Here is a 16,255-nt window from a genome sequence, read left to right as displayed (position 1 = left end):
GTGCTTCCACGCCGGGGATTCGGTGCGTCGATCGTCTCCCGCCCGTTCTCCGGTCATCACGTCCGGATCAGCAGCCAAGGATCAGCGCCGTGTCGGTTCCCACTCTTCCGCCGTCCGTTTCCCTTCCCTCCCGATCGTCCGCGCCCCCTCGTGCCGTCGCCTCCGGTGTCCGCGGAGCCACGCGTGCGACCGTGGTCCGGTCTCGAACCTCGCGCGTGCCGAGCCAGGTCAGGATCGTTCCCCCCGACCTGCGTATCGCCGACGGCACCGGAGCGTCGGTCTTCCGTGTCGCCGCCAATCGTGGTCCGGTCTCGCGTGACGTGATCGCGAAGGTCACCGGGGCGAGCATCGCCACCGTCAATCGTCAGGTCTCGGCCCTGCTCTCGGCCGGTCTGCTGCGCGAGCGCGCCGACCTGACCGAGCCGGGTGCGGTCGGCCGGCCGCGCGTACCCGTCGAGGTCGACCACGAGCGTTACCTGACGGTCGGCATCCACATCGGTGCCGTCACCACCGGCATCGTCGCGGCCGACCTGCGCGGTCGCATCATCGGCGCCGTCGAGGTTCCCACCCCGGCCGGCCACCAGGACGCCGCGCTCGCGTCGATCACCGCGAGCGCCAAGGCTTTCGCGGGACGGTGGCACCGCCGCACCCCGCTGTGGGTCGGCGTCGCACTCGGCGGTCGGGTGGATTCGAACACCGCCGTAGTGACGCATCCGCGACTGGGCTGGGTCGACGCCCGCGTCGGCACGATCGTCGGCGGTGGCATGGGCCTGCCGGTCTCGGTGGCCGCGCACGTCGAGGCGATGGCCGCCTCCGAGCTGCTCCTGACCCCCGATCGCGACGCTCCCGAGGTCAAGGGCACCGGGCTGTACTTCTACGTCCGCGAGACCGTGGGTGTGGCAATCACTTTCGACGGGAAGGTGCACACCCCGGCCGGCGGTCCGGGCTCGGTGACGCATGTCCCCACCGGTTCGTCTGCGCGGTGCTCGTGCGGCGGCACGGGCTGCCTCGAAGCGACCGTGAGCGATCGGGCGGTCGTGCAGCGCGCGGTGTCCGAGGGCATCCTCACCGCCGGTGACGACACCATCGGGTCGCTCTACCGCCTCGCGCGGAACGGATCCGAGGCCGCCCACGGTCTGCTCGTCGAGCGCGCCACCGTGCTCGGCCGCACCGTCGGAATGCTCCGTGACCTGTTCAACCCCGACCGGGTCATCCTCGGCGGCCAGGCCTTCACCGAGTACCCGGCCGCGGTTCCGCGCGTCGCCCGTGCGTTCGCCGCCTCGACCACCCTGCCACGCAAGGACATCCGGATCACCGGATTCGGTAATCGGGTGCAGGCCCACGCTGCGGGTGTCGTCTCGCTCAGCTCGTTGTTCTCGGATCCGATCGCGGCGATGAAGCGCACCGAACGCTGACGGATTTCCGTCGTCGTCACACGATCGGTGGGGCGTCCGTCGCGTCCGCGGCGGCGCCCCGCCGATCGAGTTCGGCCCGGGCCCGGCCGAGCCCGCCGTGTTCGAGTGCGGCCGAATGGGATTCGTCCGCCCATACCAGTCTTCCGCGCTCGCGGACCGTTACGGTCATGTGGCCGCCCAGATGTTCGATCGAGCCGGCCACGTTCCGTCGTTCCGCGGGCAGCGGGACCGGCAGGACGTGTGCGGCTCCGATCGGCGAACTCCCCGAGATCTCCACGCTCCACCGGGTGTTGCGGCCGCGCAGCAGCCAGCTCTCGTCGGTGACCGTGGCCTGTACCGGCGAGGTGACGGGATTGCCCAGGCGCACGACGCGCCCGTCCGGAAGCGCGACGACCACCGCGGTCACCTCGGTGCGCAGGGGACCCGAGTGCACCTGCCCGCCGGCGAAGGCCACGCATGCCTGCGGATCGGCGAATCCCTGTGCCTGTCCCCACCACCACGAATCGGGGAAGCCGCCCTTACCCCAGTTCTTCTCACCGTAGACCTGGGATCCGGTCAGCTCCCACTTCTCGTCACCGAGGATCGCGTATCCCTCCGCCCGGCCGCCGAGCAACCAGGAATGCCAGTACTGGTTCAGGGCCGGGACGGAGTGGAAGACGCTCGATGCGCCGAAGCGCCGTCGCGGCCAGGGCCGCAGGTCGGACAACCGGATGTCGAGCCGGGCGTCGTCGCCGAGATCCATCCACACGCGCTCGCTGTCGCCGCGGAAGACATCGCCGGCCGACGCGCCGAGCCGATCGGGATCGGCGGCGGCCACCGGATGCGCGGCGGTGCGCAGGAAACCTCCCGGATGGGCGGCCAGGCCGAGTGTCGCCCACTGTGAACCGGACCCGGCCGAGTCGTCCGCACGGTTGACTCCGCACAGGGCGATGACCACGCGGCCGGTTCCGGGCTGGGTGAAACGCCAGAAGTAGCCCTCCATCGCGACGCCGTGGGCGGCGAGCGGATTCCCGAAAGGCAGATCGGCGCCCGACGCGCGATAGCGGGTCCACAGGTTTCTCGGGGAGAGTTCGTTCGGAGAGAATCGTCCCAGCCGTCCGCGCACCGCCATGCCCGCTCCGTTCCGTCGATCCGTCCGGTCCGTTCTCCGGATGTACCCAGAATGGCCGCTCCCGTCACGGAGCGTGCGGATTCGGGCCTCGATGCCCAGGATGGGGGAGGTACCTGCGCCCGCGCGGCCGGCCGGCCATAACGTTGACCGGACCGATCGGATCGACGAGAACGCGAGAAGTACGTGACAGGACAGAAAGGCGGCTCGTACCGCGAGTTGTTCGCAGCACCGGGCGCAACCGCGTTCTGCCTGGCAGGATTCGTGGCGCGCCTGCCGATCGCGATGGTCGGGATCGGCATCGTCACGATGTTCTCGCAACTCGAGGGCAACTACGCGGTGGGCGGCGCATTGTCAGCGGTGTTCGCCCTGTCGTACGCCGCACTCACCCCGCTCGTCTCCCGCGCGGTCGACCGGTACGGCCAGCACGGAATCCTGCCCGCGGCCGCCCTCGTCAGTGCGGTCTCCACCCTCGCGATGCTCGCGGGCGTCCGTCTCGACGTGCCCACCGTGTGGTTGTTCGTCTGTGGGATCCCGGCAGGACTCATGCCCACGGTCGGTGCGATGGTGCGGGCCCGATGGACACAGCTCTACGGCGGTACCCCGCGGCTCCGCACCGCCTTCGCGCTCGAAGCGGTGGTCGACGAGGTGTGCTTCATCGTCGGCCCGGTGCTGTCGGTGGGCCTGAGCGTGGCGGTCTTCCCCGAGGCCGGTCCGCTGCTCGGTGCGGTGCTGTTGCTCGTCGGCACCGTGGCCCTCTCGGCCCAGCGCGGCACCGAGCCACCCGTGCGACCGCACGTCGAAGGTCGTGCGAGGACGAACATCCTGCGCATGCCCGTCCTCCTGTCGATCGTCGTCGTGATGGTCGCGATGGGTGTGATCTTCGGGGTGATCGACGTGGCGGCCGTCGCGTTCACCGCGGAACAGGGCGCCCCGGGATCCGCCACCCTGACGCTGGCGTTGTTCGCGACCGGTTCGGCGGTGAGCGGCCTGATCTTCGGTACCCGGGTGGGCCCGGGCGCCCCCACCCGTCAGTTGTTCGTCGCCACCGGCATTCTCGCGGTTCTGCTGTGCCCGCTGCTGCTCGCCGGCTCGGTGCCGATACTGACCGTGCTGTACTTCGTTGCCGGATGCGCGATCTCGCCCATCATGATCGTCGCGACGTCGCTGACCCAGCAGATCGTGCCGCCCGAACGGCTCACCGAGAGCATCACGTGGACGGTTGCGGGGCTCGGCGTCGGCGTCGCGGCGGGTTCTGCGCTGGTGGGTCAGGTCATCGACCGTGCCGATGCCGGCACCGGATATCTCGTGGCGGTGGCCGCGGGCATCCTCGCGGTCACATGCGCGGGCGGGATCCACATTCGGGCACGGTTAGAGTGACGCACATGGCAGTTCGTGAAGTGGCCGGCATCGACGGCACCTCCCTCGTGTATCGCGTATTCGGCTCCGACACGGCACCGGTCCTCGTGCTCGTCCACGGATGGGCGCAGTCGTCGCGCTGCTGGGGCGACCGAGTCCTGGACGCGCTCGCCCGGGACTTCCGGGTGGTCGCCGTCGACCTGCGCGGACACGGTTACTCGCAGGCTTCCGAGACCGGATACGCGGACCGTGCCCTCTGGGCCGGTGATCTCGCCGCTGTCCTTGCCGCCGAGAGCGTCTCGGAGGCGAACCCGGCGGTGCTGCTCGGCTGGTCGTACGGCGGCCTGGTGATCTGCGACTATCTCGCCGAGCACGGCGCGGGAGCCGTCGCGGGGCTGGTTCTCGTGGGTGCCATCACGAGCATCGGCCGCGGCGAGAAGGGTGGACGCGTCGGTGCCTCGATGCGCGCCGCGATCCCCGCTGCGATGTCGGAGGACCCCGAGGAGGCGGTGCGTGCACTCGGCTCGTTCGGCAACGCGCTCACCGGTCCTGTCGAGGGCGGTGGTCTCCGCGAGGGCAAGGGCGCGGTGTCGCAGGCGCTGTTCGGTGCGAGTCTGTCCACCCCGCCGCGGGTACGTGCCGCCCTGTTCGATCGCGCGGTGGGCAACGACGACCTGCTCGCGGACCTGGAGGTGCCGGTTCTCCTCCTGCACGGCGACGCCGACTCGGTCGTCGACGTCTCCGCGGCGCACCATGCGGCGTCACTGCTGCGCCGCGTCACGACCTCGATCTGGGAGGGCGTCGACCACGGTCCGTTCGTCGAGGATCCGGACCGGTTCGTCGCCGAGGTCGGAGAGTTCGCTCGGGCCGCGACGGCGGAGTCGACGACACGCGAAGATCGGCAGCAGGGCAGTATGGAGGGGTGACGTCCCAGCCCAGCCGCCCGCACCGCGTGGCCGTGATCTCGGTCCACACCTCGCCGCTGGCGCAGCCCGGAACCGGGGACGCAGGCGGCATGAACGTGTACGTCCTGCAGACCGCTGTCGAGCTCGCGCGTCGCGGCGTGGAAGTCGAGATCTTCACCCGCGCGACCTCGTCGGCAGACCCGGCCGTGCAGCAGGCCGCACCCGGGGTTCTCGTCCGCAACATCGAGGCCGGCCCGTTCGAAGGGCTCGACAAACACGATCTGCCGACGCAGCTGTGCGCCTTCGCCGCCGGTGTGCTGCGCGAGGAAGCGCGGCACCCGCAGGGCTACTACGACCTCGTGCACTCGCACTACTGGCTGTCCGGGCAGGTCGGCTGGCTCGCACGCGACCGCTGGGGTGTGCCGCTGGTGCACACCGCCCACACCCTCGCCGCGGTGAAGAACGCGTCGCTCGCCGCGGGCGACACCCCCGAACCCGCAGCCCGGCAGATCGGGGAGCAACAGGTCGTCGCGGAATCCGATCGGCTGGTGGCCAACACCGCCGACGAGGCAGGGCAGCTCGAACGTATCTACGGGGCCGATCCCGCGAAGATCGACGTCGTCGCCCCGGGCGCCGACCTCAATCGCTACCGGCCCGGCGACCGTGCGGCCGCTCGCGCAGAACTCGGACTCGACCCGCGTGAGACCGTTGTGGCGTTCGTGGGCCGTATCCAGCCGCTCAAGGCCCCCGACGTGTTGCTCGAGGCCGCCGCGCGAGCACTCGCCGACGACCCCGGCATGCCGTTGCGGGTGCTGGTCGTGGGAGGCCCGTCCGGAACCGGCCTCGAGCGGCCCGATGCGCTCATCGAACTCGCATCCGCGCTGGGCATCGCGTCGCGGGTCACCTTCCTCCCGCCGCAACCCCCGGACCGTCTGGCCCAGGTCTACCGGGCCGCCGATCTCGTTGCGGTGCCGAGCTATTCGGAGTCGTTCGGTCTCGTCGCGATCGAAGCGCAGGCATGCGGCACGCCCGTGCTGGCCGCGAATGTCGGTGGTCTCGGCGTCGCGGTGCGCGACGGGGAGACCGGCATGCTCGTCGACGGGCACCGCATCGACGACTGGGCGACCGCGCTGCGTTCTCTGGTGGGCGATCCCGATCGCCTCGCGCGATTCGCGGCGACCGCGCCCGTGCATGCGGAGTCCTTCTCGTGGGAACACACCGCAGAAGGCCTGCTCGACAGCTACCGCCGGGCGGGGATGCGCCGTAACCGGGGCTTCGGTACCGGCGAGCATTCGCTGCGGCGGCAGCGGGGAGTGTGGAAGTTGCGACGGACGAGGGGAGTCACCGCATGAGCGACCGGCTCATCGAATCGATCGAATCGACGCTGCGCGATCGCGGGCTCGAGTTCTCTGTCAAGGAGGGCGGGCACTTCGTCGTCAAGCTTCCGGGTGAGAAGAAGCTCGAGACGACCACTTTGCTCAGTGTCGGACGACACGGTGTGCGGGTCGAGGCATTCGTGTGCCGCAAACCGGACGAGAACTTCGAATCGGTGTACCGCTATCTGCTGCGCCGCAATCGGCGCCTCTACGGCGTGGCCTACACCCTCGACAAGGTCGGCGACATCTACCTGGTGGGACGCATCGCCGCGCACGCCGTGACCCCCGAGGAGATCGACGCGGTCCTCGGGCAGGTGCTCGAGGCGGCCGACCACGACTTCGACATCATTCTCGGCATCGGGTTCATCACGTCGATCAAGCGTGAATGGGAGTGGCGCGTCTCGCGCGGAGAGCCGCTGCGCAATCTCGAGCCGTTCCGTCACCTCATCGAGGGGGAGACCGGTACGCCGTTCGACCCCGAGACGGACGACGACGAACCCGAGGATCCGCGCGAAGCGAACGGGTGACACTCCACTCGGGCGTCGTTATCGCGCCGTGAACATGCCCGGTTCGAGAGGTCTGTACGGGCACATCGTGTGACCATCGCCACAAGTGCGATGTCCCGGAAACGCCCGGGAAACGGTGTGTTCCTGCGAGTCGACCTGGGGATTTCCCGAATGCCCCCGGGAGTTCTCGGACGGCCGTACCGGAAAATCGGTCCGTGACCTCGCCGTGATGAACCCTTACGGTCGATGTAGGCCCGATACCGACGGGCGTTACACACCGGCCCCGCAGCCGCTCGTTCCACCCCCGCGGGATTGTCGGATCCACAACCTGCCGAGGGGTGGAGCGAGAGAGCAACCGGGCGTGCGTCGAGCACCGCACCGTGTTGCCGGCACCGACCGTCCGCCTGTGTGGCGGATCCCTGGGTCGGGGGCCTCGCAAGCAGCCGGAAAGGATTCATCCACATGGCAAAGTTCACGATCAAGCGCGCCCTGGGCACCCTCGCTGCCTCCACTGCACTCGTTGCGACCCCGTTCGCTCTGGGTGCGGGTACCGCCAATGCCGCATCCGGCAACTGGGATGCCGTCGCACAGTGCGAGAGCGGTGGAAACTGGGCGACCAACACCGGCAACGGCTACTACGGCGGCCTGCAGTTCTCGCAGAGCACGTGGGAGGGTTACGGCGGCTCCGGATACGCCCACAACGCCTCGCGCGAGGAGCAGATCCGCGTCGCCGAGAACGTCCTCGACGGCCAGGGCGCCGGTGCATGGCCGGTGTGCGGTCAGTACCTCTGAGCGCAGCCCGAGCAGCTTCCGAACCCCGCGTGCGATTCGTCGCACGCGGGGTTCGTGCGCTCCCGGCAGGCCGGGCGTGGCCCGGCGCCCGGTGCAACCGGTATCCTCACAACGCCTGTGACCGGGTTCACATCACTGCGGTAGTGTGACCTCGACCGAAAGTCGGCACCGCGTGCCGGACAGAATGCTCGGAGGATGAGAATGAGTTTCCGTAGTCCCTTTCCCGACGTCGACATCCCGGCATCGAGTGTCTACGACTTCCTGTTCGGTTCGCTCGACGAGTCCGACCTCGCGCGACCCGCCCTGATCGACGGCGCGTCCGGCGCCGTGACGGACTACCGCACGCTCGTGGCCCACATCGATGCCGTGGCCGGGGCGCTGGCCGCCCGGGGCATCGGTGTCGGGAAGGTGGTCGGCCTGCTCGCGCCCAACGTGCCGGCCTTCGCCTCGGTCTTCCACGGCATCCTGCGGTCCGGAGCCACCGCGACCACGATCAACGCCCTCTACACGGCCGGTGAGATCTCGAAGCAGCTCGACGACTCGGGAGCCGTCGCACTGTTCACGGTCTCCCTGTTCCTGCCGCAGGCGAAGGAGGCCGCCGCGGCCGCCGGCATCCCCGACGAGCTGCTCATCGTGCTCGACGGCGCCGAGGGGCATCCCTCCCTGCGCGACCTGCTCACCGAGGGTGCACCGGCCCCCGCCGTCGAGTTCGATCCGGCGACTCACCTCGCAGTGTTGCCGTACTCCTCGGGCACGACCGGCCGGCCCAAGGGTGTGATGCTCACGCACCGCAATCTCGTGGCCAACGTCTCCCAGATCAACCCGCGCATGGGGATCGGCGCCGACGATCGCGTGCTCGCACTGCTGCCCTTCTTCCACATCTACGGCATGACGGTGCTGCTGAACGCCGCCCTCTGCAACCGTGCCTCGCTGGTGACGATGCCGAAGTTCGATCTCGTCGACTTCCTCACCTACATCTCGGAACACAAGTGCACGTACGTGTTCATCGCGCCGCCCGTCGCGGTCGCGCTCGCCAAGCACCCCCTCGTCGACCGGTACGACCTGTCGAGTGTGCATACGGTGTTCTCCGGTGCCGCACCGCTCGACAAGGAGCTCGCCGGCGCCGTCGCCGCCCGGCTCGGCTGCAACGTCCGGCAGGGCTACGGCATGTCGGAGATGTCGCCGGTGTCGCACGCAATCCCCTTCGACGACAACGACACCGAACTCGATTCGGTCGGTCCGACGATCGCGAACATGGAATGCAAGATCGTCGATCCCGCGACCGGTGAGGAGGTCGAGTACCCCACCGATGAGGGTGTCTCGGCGCCCGGCGAACTGTGGTGCAAGGGACCGAACGTCATGGTCGGCTACCTCGGCAACCCCGAGGCCACGTCCGACACCCTCGACGAGGACGGCTTCCTCCATACCGGTGATATCGCCACCGTCGACGCGAAGGGCGCCGTCCGGATCGTCGACAGGCTCAAGGAACTCATCAAGTACAAGGGCTACCAGGTGCCGCCGGCCGAACTCGAGGCGCTGTTGCTCACTCATCCGCAGATCGCGGACGCCGCGGTGATCGGGGTCCGCGACGACGAGGGTGAGGAGGTCCCGAAGGCCTTCGTCGTCCGGCAGCAGGATTCGACGATCACCGAGGACGAGGTCATCGAGTTCGTGGCCGGGCGGGTCGCGCCGCACAAGAAGGTCCGGCAGGTGGAGTTCATCGACACGGTGCCGAAATCCTCTGCGGGCAAGATTCTCCGCAAGGATCTGCGTGCACTGAACGCCTGACATCTGCGGGGGTGTGGCTCCGGTGCCCGCCGCATCGGAGCCACACCTGTTTTCGATGCCCGTGGACCGCGGAGCACTGTGAACCAGCCTTTCTGGCAACGCACGTTGTCGGATATAGCCGACGATCGGGGGCGCCCGTGGCGAAATCGCCATCCGCGCGTGTCAGGATTGGGCCATGAGTATCGGAACACTTGTTCTGCTCCGCCACGGCGAGAGCGAATGGAATGCGATGAACCTGTTCACCGGCTGGGTGGACGTTCATCTGACCGACAAGGGGATCGCCGAGGGCAAGCGGGCCGGTGCCCTCCTCGCCGAGCACAACGTGCTTCCCGACGTCTCCTACACCTCCCTGCTGCGCCGCGCGATCAGCACCGCCAACTTCGCGCTCGACGCCGCCGACCGGCACTGGATCCCCGTCATCCGCGACTGGCGTCTCAACGAGCGCCACTACGGTGCGCTCCAGGGCAAGAACAAGTCCGAGATCAAGGACGAGTTCGGCGAGGAGCAGTTCATGCTGTGGCGTCGCAGCTACGACACCCCGCCGCCGCCGATCGAGCCGGGTTCGAAGTACAGCCAGGACGCCGACCCGCGCTACGCCGACGTCGACGAGGTTCCCCTCACGGAGTGCCTGAAGGACGTCGTCACCCGTCTGATCCCGTACTGGGAGTCGACGATCTCCCAGGACCTGCTCGCGGGCAAGACCGTGCTCGTCACCGCACACGGCAACTCGCTGCGCGCACTCGTCAAGCACCTCGACGGGATCTCCGACGACGACATCGCCGGCCTGAACATCCCGACGGGCATCCCGCTGCGCTACGACCTCGACGAGAACCTGCGTCCGCTGAACCCGGGCGGAACGTACCTCGATCCCGAGGCCGCGGCTGCCGGAGCGGCCGCGGTCGCGAACCAGGGCGCCAAGTAACGGTTCCGACAGGACCGACAACCGACCCCGTCGCCGGCCGGCGACGGGGTCGGTTGCGTCCGTGCCGGGCGAACAATCGGTGAACAACGCTCGAACAACCGAAAAATGCGGTGTGACGTGCGGGAAATGCCGGCTACCCGGTGTCCGGCGGGGTACCGGTGTCATTACGATTCCAAGTGTGAGTGTTACGCAGGCCGTCATGCTGGCCGTGGTCGCGGCGGTCCTCGGCGGGATCGTCACCGTCGCCGTCGGGAGGCTGGCGCAGCGCCGGGCGCACGGCAGCGACGACGCCGACCTCACGATGCTCGACGTGCTCGACGCCGTCGTCCACGGGTCGTCGACCGGGATCGCCGTGGTCGACAAGTTCCACGACGTCATCCTGTTCAATCCGAGGGCCGAGGAACTCGGACTCGTACGCAACCGTCTCATCGACGATCGTGCCTGGATCGCGGCCACCCGGGTTCTGGAGAGCCGCAAGCCTCTCGAACTCGACCTCGGTACGAAATCCTCGCTCGGACGGGACCGCCTCGCCGTGCGGTGCACGGTGCGGCCACTCCTCGACCGCGACCCGCGCTTCGTCGTGCTCTACGCCTTCGACGACTCCGAACAGGTCCGGATGGAAGCGACTCGCCGCGATTTCGTCGCCAACATCAGCCACGAACTCAAGACGCCGGTCGGGGCGATGGCGCTGCTCGCGGAGGCACTGCTCGAATCGGTCGACGATCCCGACACCGTCCGCCACTTCGGCGAGCGGGTGCAACGCGAGGCGACCCGCCTGGGCAACATGGTGACCGAGCTGATCGCCCTGTCCAGGCTGCAGGGCGCCGAGAAACTGCCCGACCTCGAAGTCGTGGACGTCGACACCGTGGTCACCGAAGCCCTCGAGCGGACACACCTGACCGCCGAGAACGCCTCCATCACGATCAGCACCGACCGGCCGAGCGGGTACGAGGTGCTCGGCGACCGGACACTGCTCGTCAGCGCCCTGACCAATCTCATCGAGAACGCCATCGCCTATTCGCCGGCGGGCTCACCGGTGTCGATCAGCAGGTCGCTGCGCGACGGCAAGGTCGCGATGGCCGTCACCGACCGGGGGATCGGTATCGCGAAGGAAGACCAGGAACGGGTCTTCGAGCGTTTCTTCCGCGTCGACAAGGCCCGCTCGCGGGCCACCGGGGGCACCGGCCTCGGGCTGGCCATCGTCAAGCACGTGGCCGCGAACCACCACGGCGAGATCACCCTGTGGAGCAAGCCGGGCACCGGCTCCACCTTCACCCTGCTCGTTCCCGCCCATGTCGAGGACAGCGACGACGAGACCGTCGAACGCACCGAGAAGGCGGTCGGATCGTGACACAGACCCCACCCGGGCTCCCGGGCGGACGGATATCGAGAAACAGACGGAGGACCAGTTCGTGACGCGTGTGCTGATCGTCGAGGACGAGGAATCGTTGGCGGATCCGCTCGCCTTCCTGCTGCGCAAGGAAGGGTTCGAGACGACGATCGCAGGCGACGGTCCCTCGGCCCTCGCCGAGTTCGACCGGCAGGGCGCCGATATCGTCCTGCTCGATCTGATGCTCCCCGGAATGAGCGGCACCGACGTGTGCAAACAACTACGGACCCGCTCGGGTGTTCCGGTCATCATGGTCACGGCCCGCGACAGCGAGATCGACAAGGTCGTCGGGCTCGAACTCGGTGCCGACGACTACGTCACCAAGCCGTACTCGGCCCGCGAGCTCATCGCACGGATCAGGGCGGTCCTGCGGCGTGGGGCCGACACCGAGAGCGAGACCGCGCCGGACGACGGACTGCTCGAGGCCGGCCCGGTGCGGATGGACGTCGACCGTCATGTCGTCCACGTCGATGGAGAACCGATCGCCCTGCCGCTCAAGGAATTCGACCTGCTCGAATACCTCCTGCGCAATTCGGGACGGGTGCTCACCCGAGGCCAGCTCATCGACCGGGTCTGGGGCGCCGACTACGTCGGCGACACCAAGACCCTCGACGTCCACGTCAAGCGACTGCGCTCGAAGATCGAGCAGGACCCGGCCAAGCCGCGCCACCTCGTGACGGTGCGCGGCCTCGGTTACAAGCTCGAGGCCTGACCGTCTCCCGCTTGTGCTGCCGACGTCGCGGGATGGATCGCGACGAGGCCGAGTCCCTGGCGTCGCCGGCACAGGCGCGCGAGCTCGTCGTAGGCCGCCGCTCCGAGGAGTTCGGTGAGTTCGGGGGCGTACGACTGCCAGACCGGACGCTCGCCGACGTGTGCGTCGGGTGAGCCGGAGCAGTACCAGTCGAGGTCGTGACCGCCCTCGCCCCAGCCGCGCCGGTCGTACTCGGTGATGACGGTGCGCAGCACCTCGGTGCCGTCGGGCCGTTCGACCCAGTCCTGGGTGCGCCGGATCGGGAGCTGCCAGCACACGTCGGGCTTCATCTCGAGCGGTTCGATGCCGCGTCGCAACGCCATGGTGTGGAGGGCGCATCCCTGGCCGCCCTCGAATCCGGGGCGGTTGAGGAAGATGCACGCGCCCTTGTAACGGCGGGTGCGCAGGGCGGGCTCGTCGTCGATCTCGTCCTCTTCGAGATAGCCCTTCTTGCCCAGGCCCTTGTCCATGAACTGCCAATCGGCCGGCGTGAGGTGTTTCACTGCCTTCGCGAGCTTCGTGCGGTCGTCGTCGTCGGACAGGAATGCGCCGTGCGAACAGCACCCGTCGTCGGGCCGGTCGGCGATGATGCCTTGGCACGCCGGGGTGCCGAACACGCAGGTCCACCGCGAGAGCAACCATGTCATGTCTGCGGCGATGACGTGTTCGTCGTTGTCGGGGTCGATGAACTCCACCCATTCCCGAGGGAAGTCGAGAGGGACTTCGGGGGCCGGGTCGAGTTTGTGTGGGGCATGGGACATACCTGCTGTCACAGGTCCCGACGGTAGACCCAGTACCGTGTTGATGTGCGCTTAGGGGTACTCGACGTCGGAAGCAACACCGTCCACCTGTTGGTGGTGGACGCCCATCGTGGTGGGCACCCCACGCCGATGAGTTCGACGAAGGCCACCCTGCGGCTGTCCGAGAACACGGACGACAACGGAGACATCACCACCAGGGGCGCCGACCGGCTCGTCGAGACCACCGCCGAGTTCGCCAGCATCGCCCGCACGTCGGGATGCGGGGAACTCATGGCGTTCGCCACGTCCGCGGTGCGCGACGCCGGGAACTCCGAGGCGGTCCTCCAACGCGTGCGCCGGGAAGCCGGGGTGTCGCTGGACGTGCTCTCCGGTGAGGACGAGGCCCGGCTGACATTCCTGGCGGTGCGTCGCTGGTACGGCTGGAGCGCCGGAAACATCCTCGATCTCGACATCGGGGGTGGCTCGCTCGAGCTCACGTTCGGCGGCGACGAAGATCCCGAGATCGCCTACTCCCTCCAGCTCGGTGCCGGGCGACTCACACGCGACTGGTTCCGTGAGGACCCGCCCGGGAAGCGCCGGATATCGGCTCTGCGCGACTGGCTCGACGCGGAACTCGCCGAACCGGCGAAGATCCTGAGCAGCGCGGGCGACCCGGATCTGTGCGTGGGCACGTCCAAGACCTTCCGGACCCTGGCGCGCCTGACGGGCGCGGCTCCTTCGTCGGCGGGCCTGCGGGTACAACGGACCCTGACGGCGAGCGGACTGCGTCAGCTCATCGCCTTCATCTCGCGAATGACCACGGCCGACCGGGCAGAACTCGAAGGGGTCAGTTCCGACCGATCCGAGCAGCTCGTCGCCGGCGCCCTCGTCGCGGAGGCGAGTATGCGTGCCCTCGGAGTGGAAACGCTGCAGATCTGCCCCTGGGCGTTGCGCGAAGGCCTGATTCTTCGGAAGCTCGATACGGATATGGGTGGCGAACTGGTGGTGGCAACCGGATGAGCGAGAATCGCAGCAACGACACGGGCCAGATCTCCGTGGCCGAGCTGTTGGCGCGTAACGGCCAGAAGGTGGGAACGCGGGCCGGGGGACGACGCCGACGAGGTGCGAGCGGCGGCATCTCGGTCGCCGAATTGACGGGTGAGATCCCGATCACGCGTGCAGCCGACGACAAGACTGCCGAGCAGACGGATCCGGTCGCTCCCGCCGAGACGGAGACCCGCGAACCGGCGACACCGGTGGACCGCACGGCCGAGACGCCGAAGACGGCGACCTTCGCGCTGTCCGATGTCGAGAAGACCACCGTGACGCCGCGGGTCGCTGCCGAATCGAAGACGGCTCCCGCGAAGACGCCTCCGGTGAAGGCTTCCGCGAAGACACCTCCCGTGAAGACCGGATCGACGACACCTCCGGCCGAGACACCGCCCTCTCCCGAGGCGAATGCGACCGTATCGAAGGCGTCCGTGTCGGCTCCGCCGAAGGTCGAGTCGCCGACCGAGATCATTCGTCCCGAAGCGCTTCCGCGCCGCGCGCGGGCGCATCTCGGCGCGGTTGCCGCAACGGGTGCGCAGCCCGGTGAGGCGGTCCCCGACAAGAAGTCCGAGAAGGCGAGTGCGCCGGCGGTATCGGCGCGCAAGGCCGATGTCGCGGAACCGCGACTGCTGTCCGGTCCTGCGAGCGACCTGCAGGGCACCGGCTCCGACCTCGACGACTCGACCGACACCATCGGTGCTGCGGCCGGGACCTCCGATGCGCCTGCGGAGAAGACATCGCCGGCGACGCGTTCGCGGAAGTCCCGAGGCACGGGATCGTCGGCCGCCGCGGCCGTCGACTCGGCACGGAAGAGTTCCGGCGACGCGGATCAAGGCAGCAGCCTCAAGCAGTGGGCGTTGCTGATCGTTGAGAGCGTCGCGGCGATCGTCGCGGGTGGGTTGCTGTTCAAGGGCTTCGAGCGTCTGTGGGATCTCATGCCCTGGGTCGCCTTCGCGCTCGCCCTGCTGGTGATCGTCGGCCTGGTCGCGCTCGTGCGCGTACTGCGGCGCACCGACGACATCACGAGCCAGCTCATCGCACTCGCCGTGGGAGCCTTCGTGTCCTTCGGGCCGCTCCTGTTCCTGCTTCCCGGCGGGTGAGCCGATGCCGACCGCGCAGGGAATCCGGGTAGGGCTGTCCACCGCTTCGGTCTACCCGGAGAACACCGAAGCGGCGTTCCGGTTCGCGGCCGACCTCGGCTTCGACGGGGTCGAGCTGATGGTGTGGGCGGAACCGGTGAGCCAGGATCCCACCTCGGTGGAGCGTCTCGTCCGCGAGTACGGGGTGCCGGTGCTCGCCGTGCACGTGCCGTGCCTGCTGATCTCGCAGCGCGTGTGGGGAGCGGATCCCGCCGCCAAGCTCGACCGTTCGGTGCGTGTCGCAGAGATCCTCGGGGCGGAGACCGTGGTGGTCCATCCACCCTTCCGGTGGCAGCGCCGCTATGCGGAGGGCTTCTCCGATCAGGTCGCGGCACTGGAGGCCGACAGTCGCGTGGCGGTCGCGGTCGAGAACATGTATCCCATGAGGGCCGACGTCGTCTTCGGTGGTCGTGATCGCGGCGCCGAACGTCTGCGCAGACGCGGTCCGGGCCGCGCGGTCTCTGCCTACAGCCCGTCGCTCGACCCGACCGACACCGGTTTCGCGCATTACACGCTCGACCTGTCGCACACCGCGACGGCAGGAGCAGACGCTCTCGCACTGGCGGATCGGATGGGGGAGGGGCTGGCCCACCTCCACCTCGCCGACGGCAGGGGGTCCTCGCTCGACGAGCACCTCGTCCCAGGAACGGGCACGCAGCCGTGCGCGGAGGTCTGCCGCCGAATCGCGGCGAGCGATTTCGGGGGTCACGTCGTGCTCGAGATCAGCACCCAGAGCGCGCGCACACGTGCCGAGCGTGCCGGGATGCTGGCCCGGTCGCTGGCCTTCGCGCGGACGCATCTGGATCGTTCGGCGACGCGCGCGCTCACGGCCGGTCCCGAGAGTCCCCGGCACACGGACATCGCGCGCATACCCGAATCGGAGCGCACCGATTCCGGCGGCGAACACGGCGACGCCTGAGATCAGCACCCGCGGTGAGGGATGCCGGCGAGCGGAACCGCCGAACCGCCACGAACATCCTGCCGAGTCGCTCCGGCGCGGAAGTCCTCTCCACA

At 68.8% G+C, this 16,255-nt stretch carries 15 protein-coding genes; 13 read left to right on the top strand and 2 right to left on the bottom strand.

All coding sequences use genetic code 11. The features are described 5' to 3' along the window. Positions 1 to 215 precede the first annotated feature (215 nt). Positions 216 to 1,415, top strand: a complete 1,200-nt coding sequence (locus EQ874_RS16335; RefSeq protein WP_242496782.1) for an ROK family transcriptional regulator — start codon at positions 216 to 218, stop codon at positions 1,413 to 1,415. 16 nt (positions 1,416 to 1,431) lie between these two features. Here the strand turns inward: EQ874_RS16335 and EQ874_RS16330 are convergent, their stop codons facing one another. Next, positions 1,432 to 2,526, bottom strand: coding sequence for a tocopherol cyclase family protein (locus EQ874_RS16330; protein ID WP_129977393.1), 1,095 nt, complete (start codon positions 2,524 to 2,526; stop codon positions 1,432 to 1,434). A gap of 183 nt (positions 2,527 to 2,709) precedes the next feature. On the opposite strand from EQ874_RS16330, the gene EQ874_RS16325 reads away from it, so the two are divergent. The 9 genes from EQ874_RS16325 to EQ874_RS16285 all read left to right on the top strand — a co-directional run bounded on the left by EQ874_RS16325 (position 2,710) and on the right by EQ874_RS16285 (position 12,273). Then, entirely contained in the window at positions 2,710 to 3,903 is a 1,194-nt protein-coding gene (locus EQ874_RS16325; protein WP_129977392.1) for an MFS transporter, read from the top strand. A gap of 5 nt (positions 3,904 to 3,908) precedes the next feature. Continuing rightward, positions 3,909 to 4,808 carry an alpha/beta hydrolase gene (locus EQ874_RS16320; RefSeq protein WP_064062618.1) on the top strand — a complete coding sequence of 300 codons (900 nt, stop codon included), beginning with the start codon at positions 3,909 to 3,911 and terminating at the stop codon, positions 4,806 to 4,808. Next, the gene (mshA, locus tag EQ874_RS16315; RefSeq protein ID WP_129977390.1) at positions 4,805 to 6,139 is read left to right on the top strand and encodes a D-inositol-3-phosphate glycosyltransferase; all 1,335 of its coding nucleotides are present in this window, start codon (positions 4,805 to 4,807) and stop codon (positions 6,137 to 6,139) included. The genes EQ874_RS16320 and mshA overlap by 4 nt, the downstream gene beginning before the upstream one ends. After that, positions 6,136 to 6,690, top strand: coding sequence for a YbjN domain-containing protein (locus EQ874_RS16310; protein WP_016933296.1), 555 nt, complete (start codon positions 6,136 to 6,138; stop codon positions 6,688 to 6,690). The genes mshA and EQ874_RS16310 overlap by 4 nt, the downstream gene beginning before the upstream one ends. 441 nt (positions 6,691 to 7,131) lie before the next feature. Next, positions 7,132 to 7,461, top strand: a complete 330-nt coding sequence (locus tag EQ874_RS16305) for a transglycosylase family protein (RefSeq protein ID WP_026003099.1) — start codon at positions 7,132 to 7,134, stop codon at positions 7,459 to 7,461. A 201-nt stretch (positions 7,462 to 7,662) separates the two neighbouring features. Then, positions 7,663 to 9,249, top strand: coding sequence for an AMP-binding protein (locus EQ874_RS16300; RefSeq protein WP_016933294.1), 1,587 nt, complete (start codon positions 7,663 to 7,665; stop codon positions 9,247 to 9,249). A 175-nt stretch (positions 9,250 to 9,424) separates the two neighbouring features. Continuing rightward, on the top strand, positions 9,425 to 10,171 hold the full coding sequence (locus EQ874_RS16295) for a phosphoglyceromutase (RefSeq protein WP_016933293.1): 747 nt from the start codon (positions 9,425 to 9,427) through the stop codon (positions 10,169 to 10,171). A 178-nt stretch (positions 10,172 to 10,349) separates the two neighbouring features. Continuing rightward, positions 10,350 to 11,522 (top strand): ATP-binding protein, encoded by a 1,173-nt coding sequence (locus EQ874_RS16290; RefSeq protein WP_026003098.1) that lies wholly within the window; start codon positions 10,350 to 10,352, stop codon positions 11,520 to 11,522. Positions 11,523 to 11,583: 61 nt separating this feature from the next. Beyond that, positions 11,584 to 12,273 carry a response regulator transcription factor gene (locus EQ874_RS16285; RefSeq protein WP_016933291.1) on the top strand — a complete coding sequence of 230 codons (690 nt, stop codon included), beginning with the start codon at positions 11,584 to 11,586 and terminating at the stop codon, positions 12,271 to 12,273. Here EQ874_RS16285 and EQ874_RS16280 read toward each other — a convergent pair. Further along, on the bottom strand, positions 12,255 to 13,073 hold the full coding sequence (locus tag EQ874_RS16280; RefSeq protein ID WP_064062614.1) for a hypothetical protein: 819 nt from the start codon (positions 13,071 to 13,073) through the stop codon (positions 12,255 to 12,257). The two genes, EQ874_RS16285 and EQ874_RS16280, sit on opposite strands and share 19 nt — an antisense overlap. Positions 13,074 to 13,118: 45 nt before the next feature. Here EQ874_RS16280 and EQ874_RS16275 point away from each other — a divergent pair, with 45 nt between their 5' ends. From EQ874_RS16275 to EQ874_RS16265, 3 genes are read left to right on the top strand one after another with little or no spacing between them, the layout of a single operon-like run. Next, entirely contained in the window at positions 13,119 to 14,072 is a 954-nt protein-coding gene (locus EQ874_RS16275; protein WP_081494135.1) for a Ppx/GppA phosphatase family protein, read from the top strand. After that, on the top strand, positions 14,069 to 15,202 hold the full coding sequence (locus EQ874_RS16270; RefSeq protein ID WP_129977389.1) for a hypothetical protein: 1,134 nt from the start codon (positions 14,069 to 14,071) through the stop codon (positions 15,200 to 15,202). Before EQ874_RS16275 ends, EQ874_RS16270 begins: the two co-directional genes overlap by 4 nt. Before the next feature lie 4 nt (positions 15,203 to 15,206). After that, complete coding sequence (locus EQ874_RS16265) at positions 15,207 to 16,160, top strand: sugar phosphate isomerase/epimerase (protein WP_129977388.1); 954 nt, start codon at positions 15,207 to 15,209, stop codon at positions 16,158 to 16,160. Positions 16,161 to 16,255: the final 95 nt, after the last annotated feature.

The organism is Rhodococcus sp. Q1 (assembly GCF_004153645.1).
Taxonomy (GTDB): domain Bacteria; phylum Actinomycetota; class Actinomycetes; order Mycobacteriales; family Mycobacteriaceae; genus Rhodococcus; species Rhodococcus gordoniae.
This window is presented reverse-complemented; position numbering and strand designations above follow the sequence as displayed.

Bases quoted from the DNA above. Each gene is read 5' to 3' on its own strand.
- EQ874_RS16330 (WP_129977393.1), bottom strand. From the start codon at position 2,526: ATGGCGGTGCGCGGACGGCTGGGACGATTCTCTCCGAACGAACTCTCC.
- EQ874_RS16320 (WP_064062618.1), top strand. From the start codon at position 3,909: ATGGCAGTTCGTGAAGTGGCCGGCATCGACGGCACCTCCCTCGTGTAT.
- EQ874_RS16310 (WP_016933296.1), top strand. From the start codon at position 6,136: ATGAGCGACCGGCTCATCGAATCGATCGAATCGACGCTGCGCGATCGC.
- EQ874_RS16305 (WP_026003099.1), top strand. From the start codon at position 7,132: ATGGCAAAGTTCACGATCAAGCGCGCCCTGGGCACCCTCGCTGCCTCC.
- EQ874_RS16300 (WP_016933294.1), top strand. From the start codon at position 7,663: ATGAGTTTCCGTAGTCCCTTTCCCGACGTCGACATCCCGGCATCGAGT.
- EQ874_RS16295 (WP_016933293.1), top strand. From the start codon at position 9,425: ATGAGTATCGGAACACTTGTTCTGCTCCGCCACGGCGAGAGCGAATGG.
- EQ874_RS16280 (WP_064062614.1), bottom strand. From the start codon at position 13,073: ATGTCCCATGCCCCACACAAACTCGACCCGGCCCCCGAAGTCCCTCTC.
- EQ874_RS16270 (WP_129977389.1), top strand. From the start codon at position 14,069: ATGAGCGAGAATCGCAGCAACGACACGGGCCAGATCTCCGTGGCCGAG.
- EQ874_RS16265 (WP_129977388.1), top strand. From the start codon at position 15,207: ATGCCGACCGCGCAGGGAATCCGGGTAGGGCTGTCCACCGCTTCGGTC.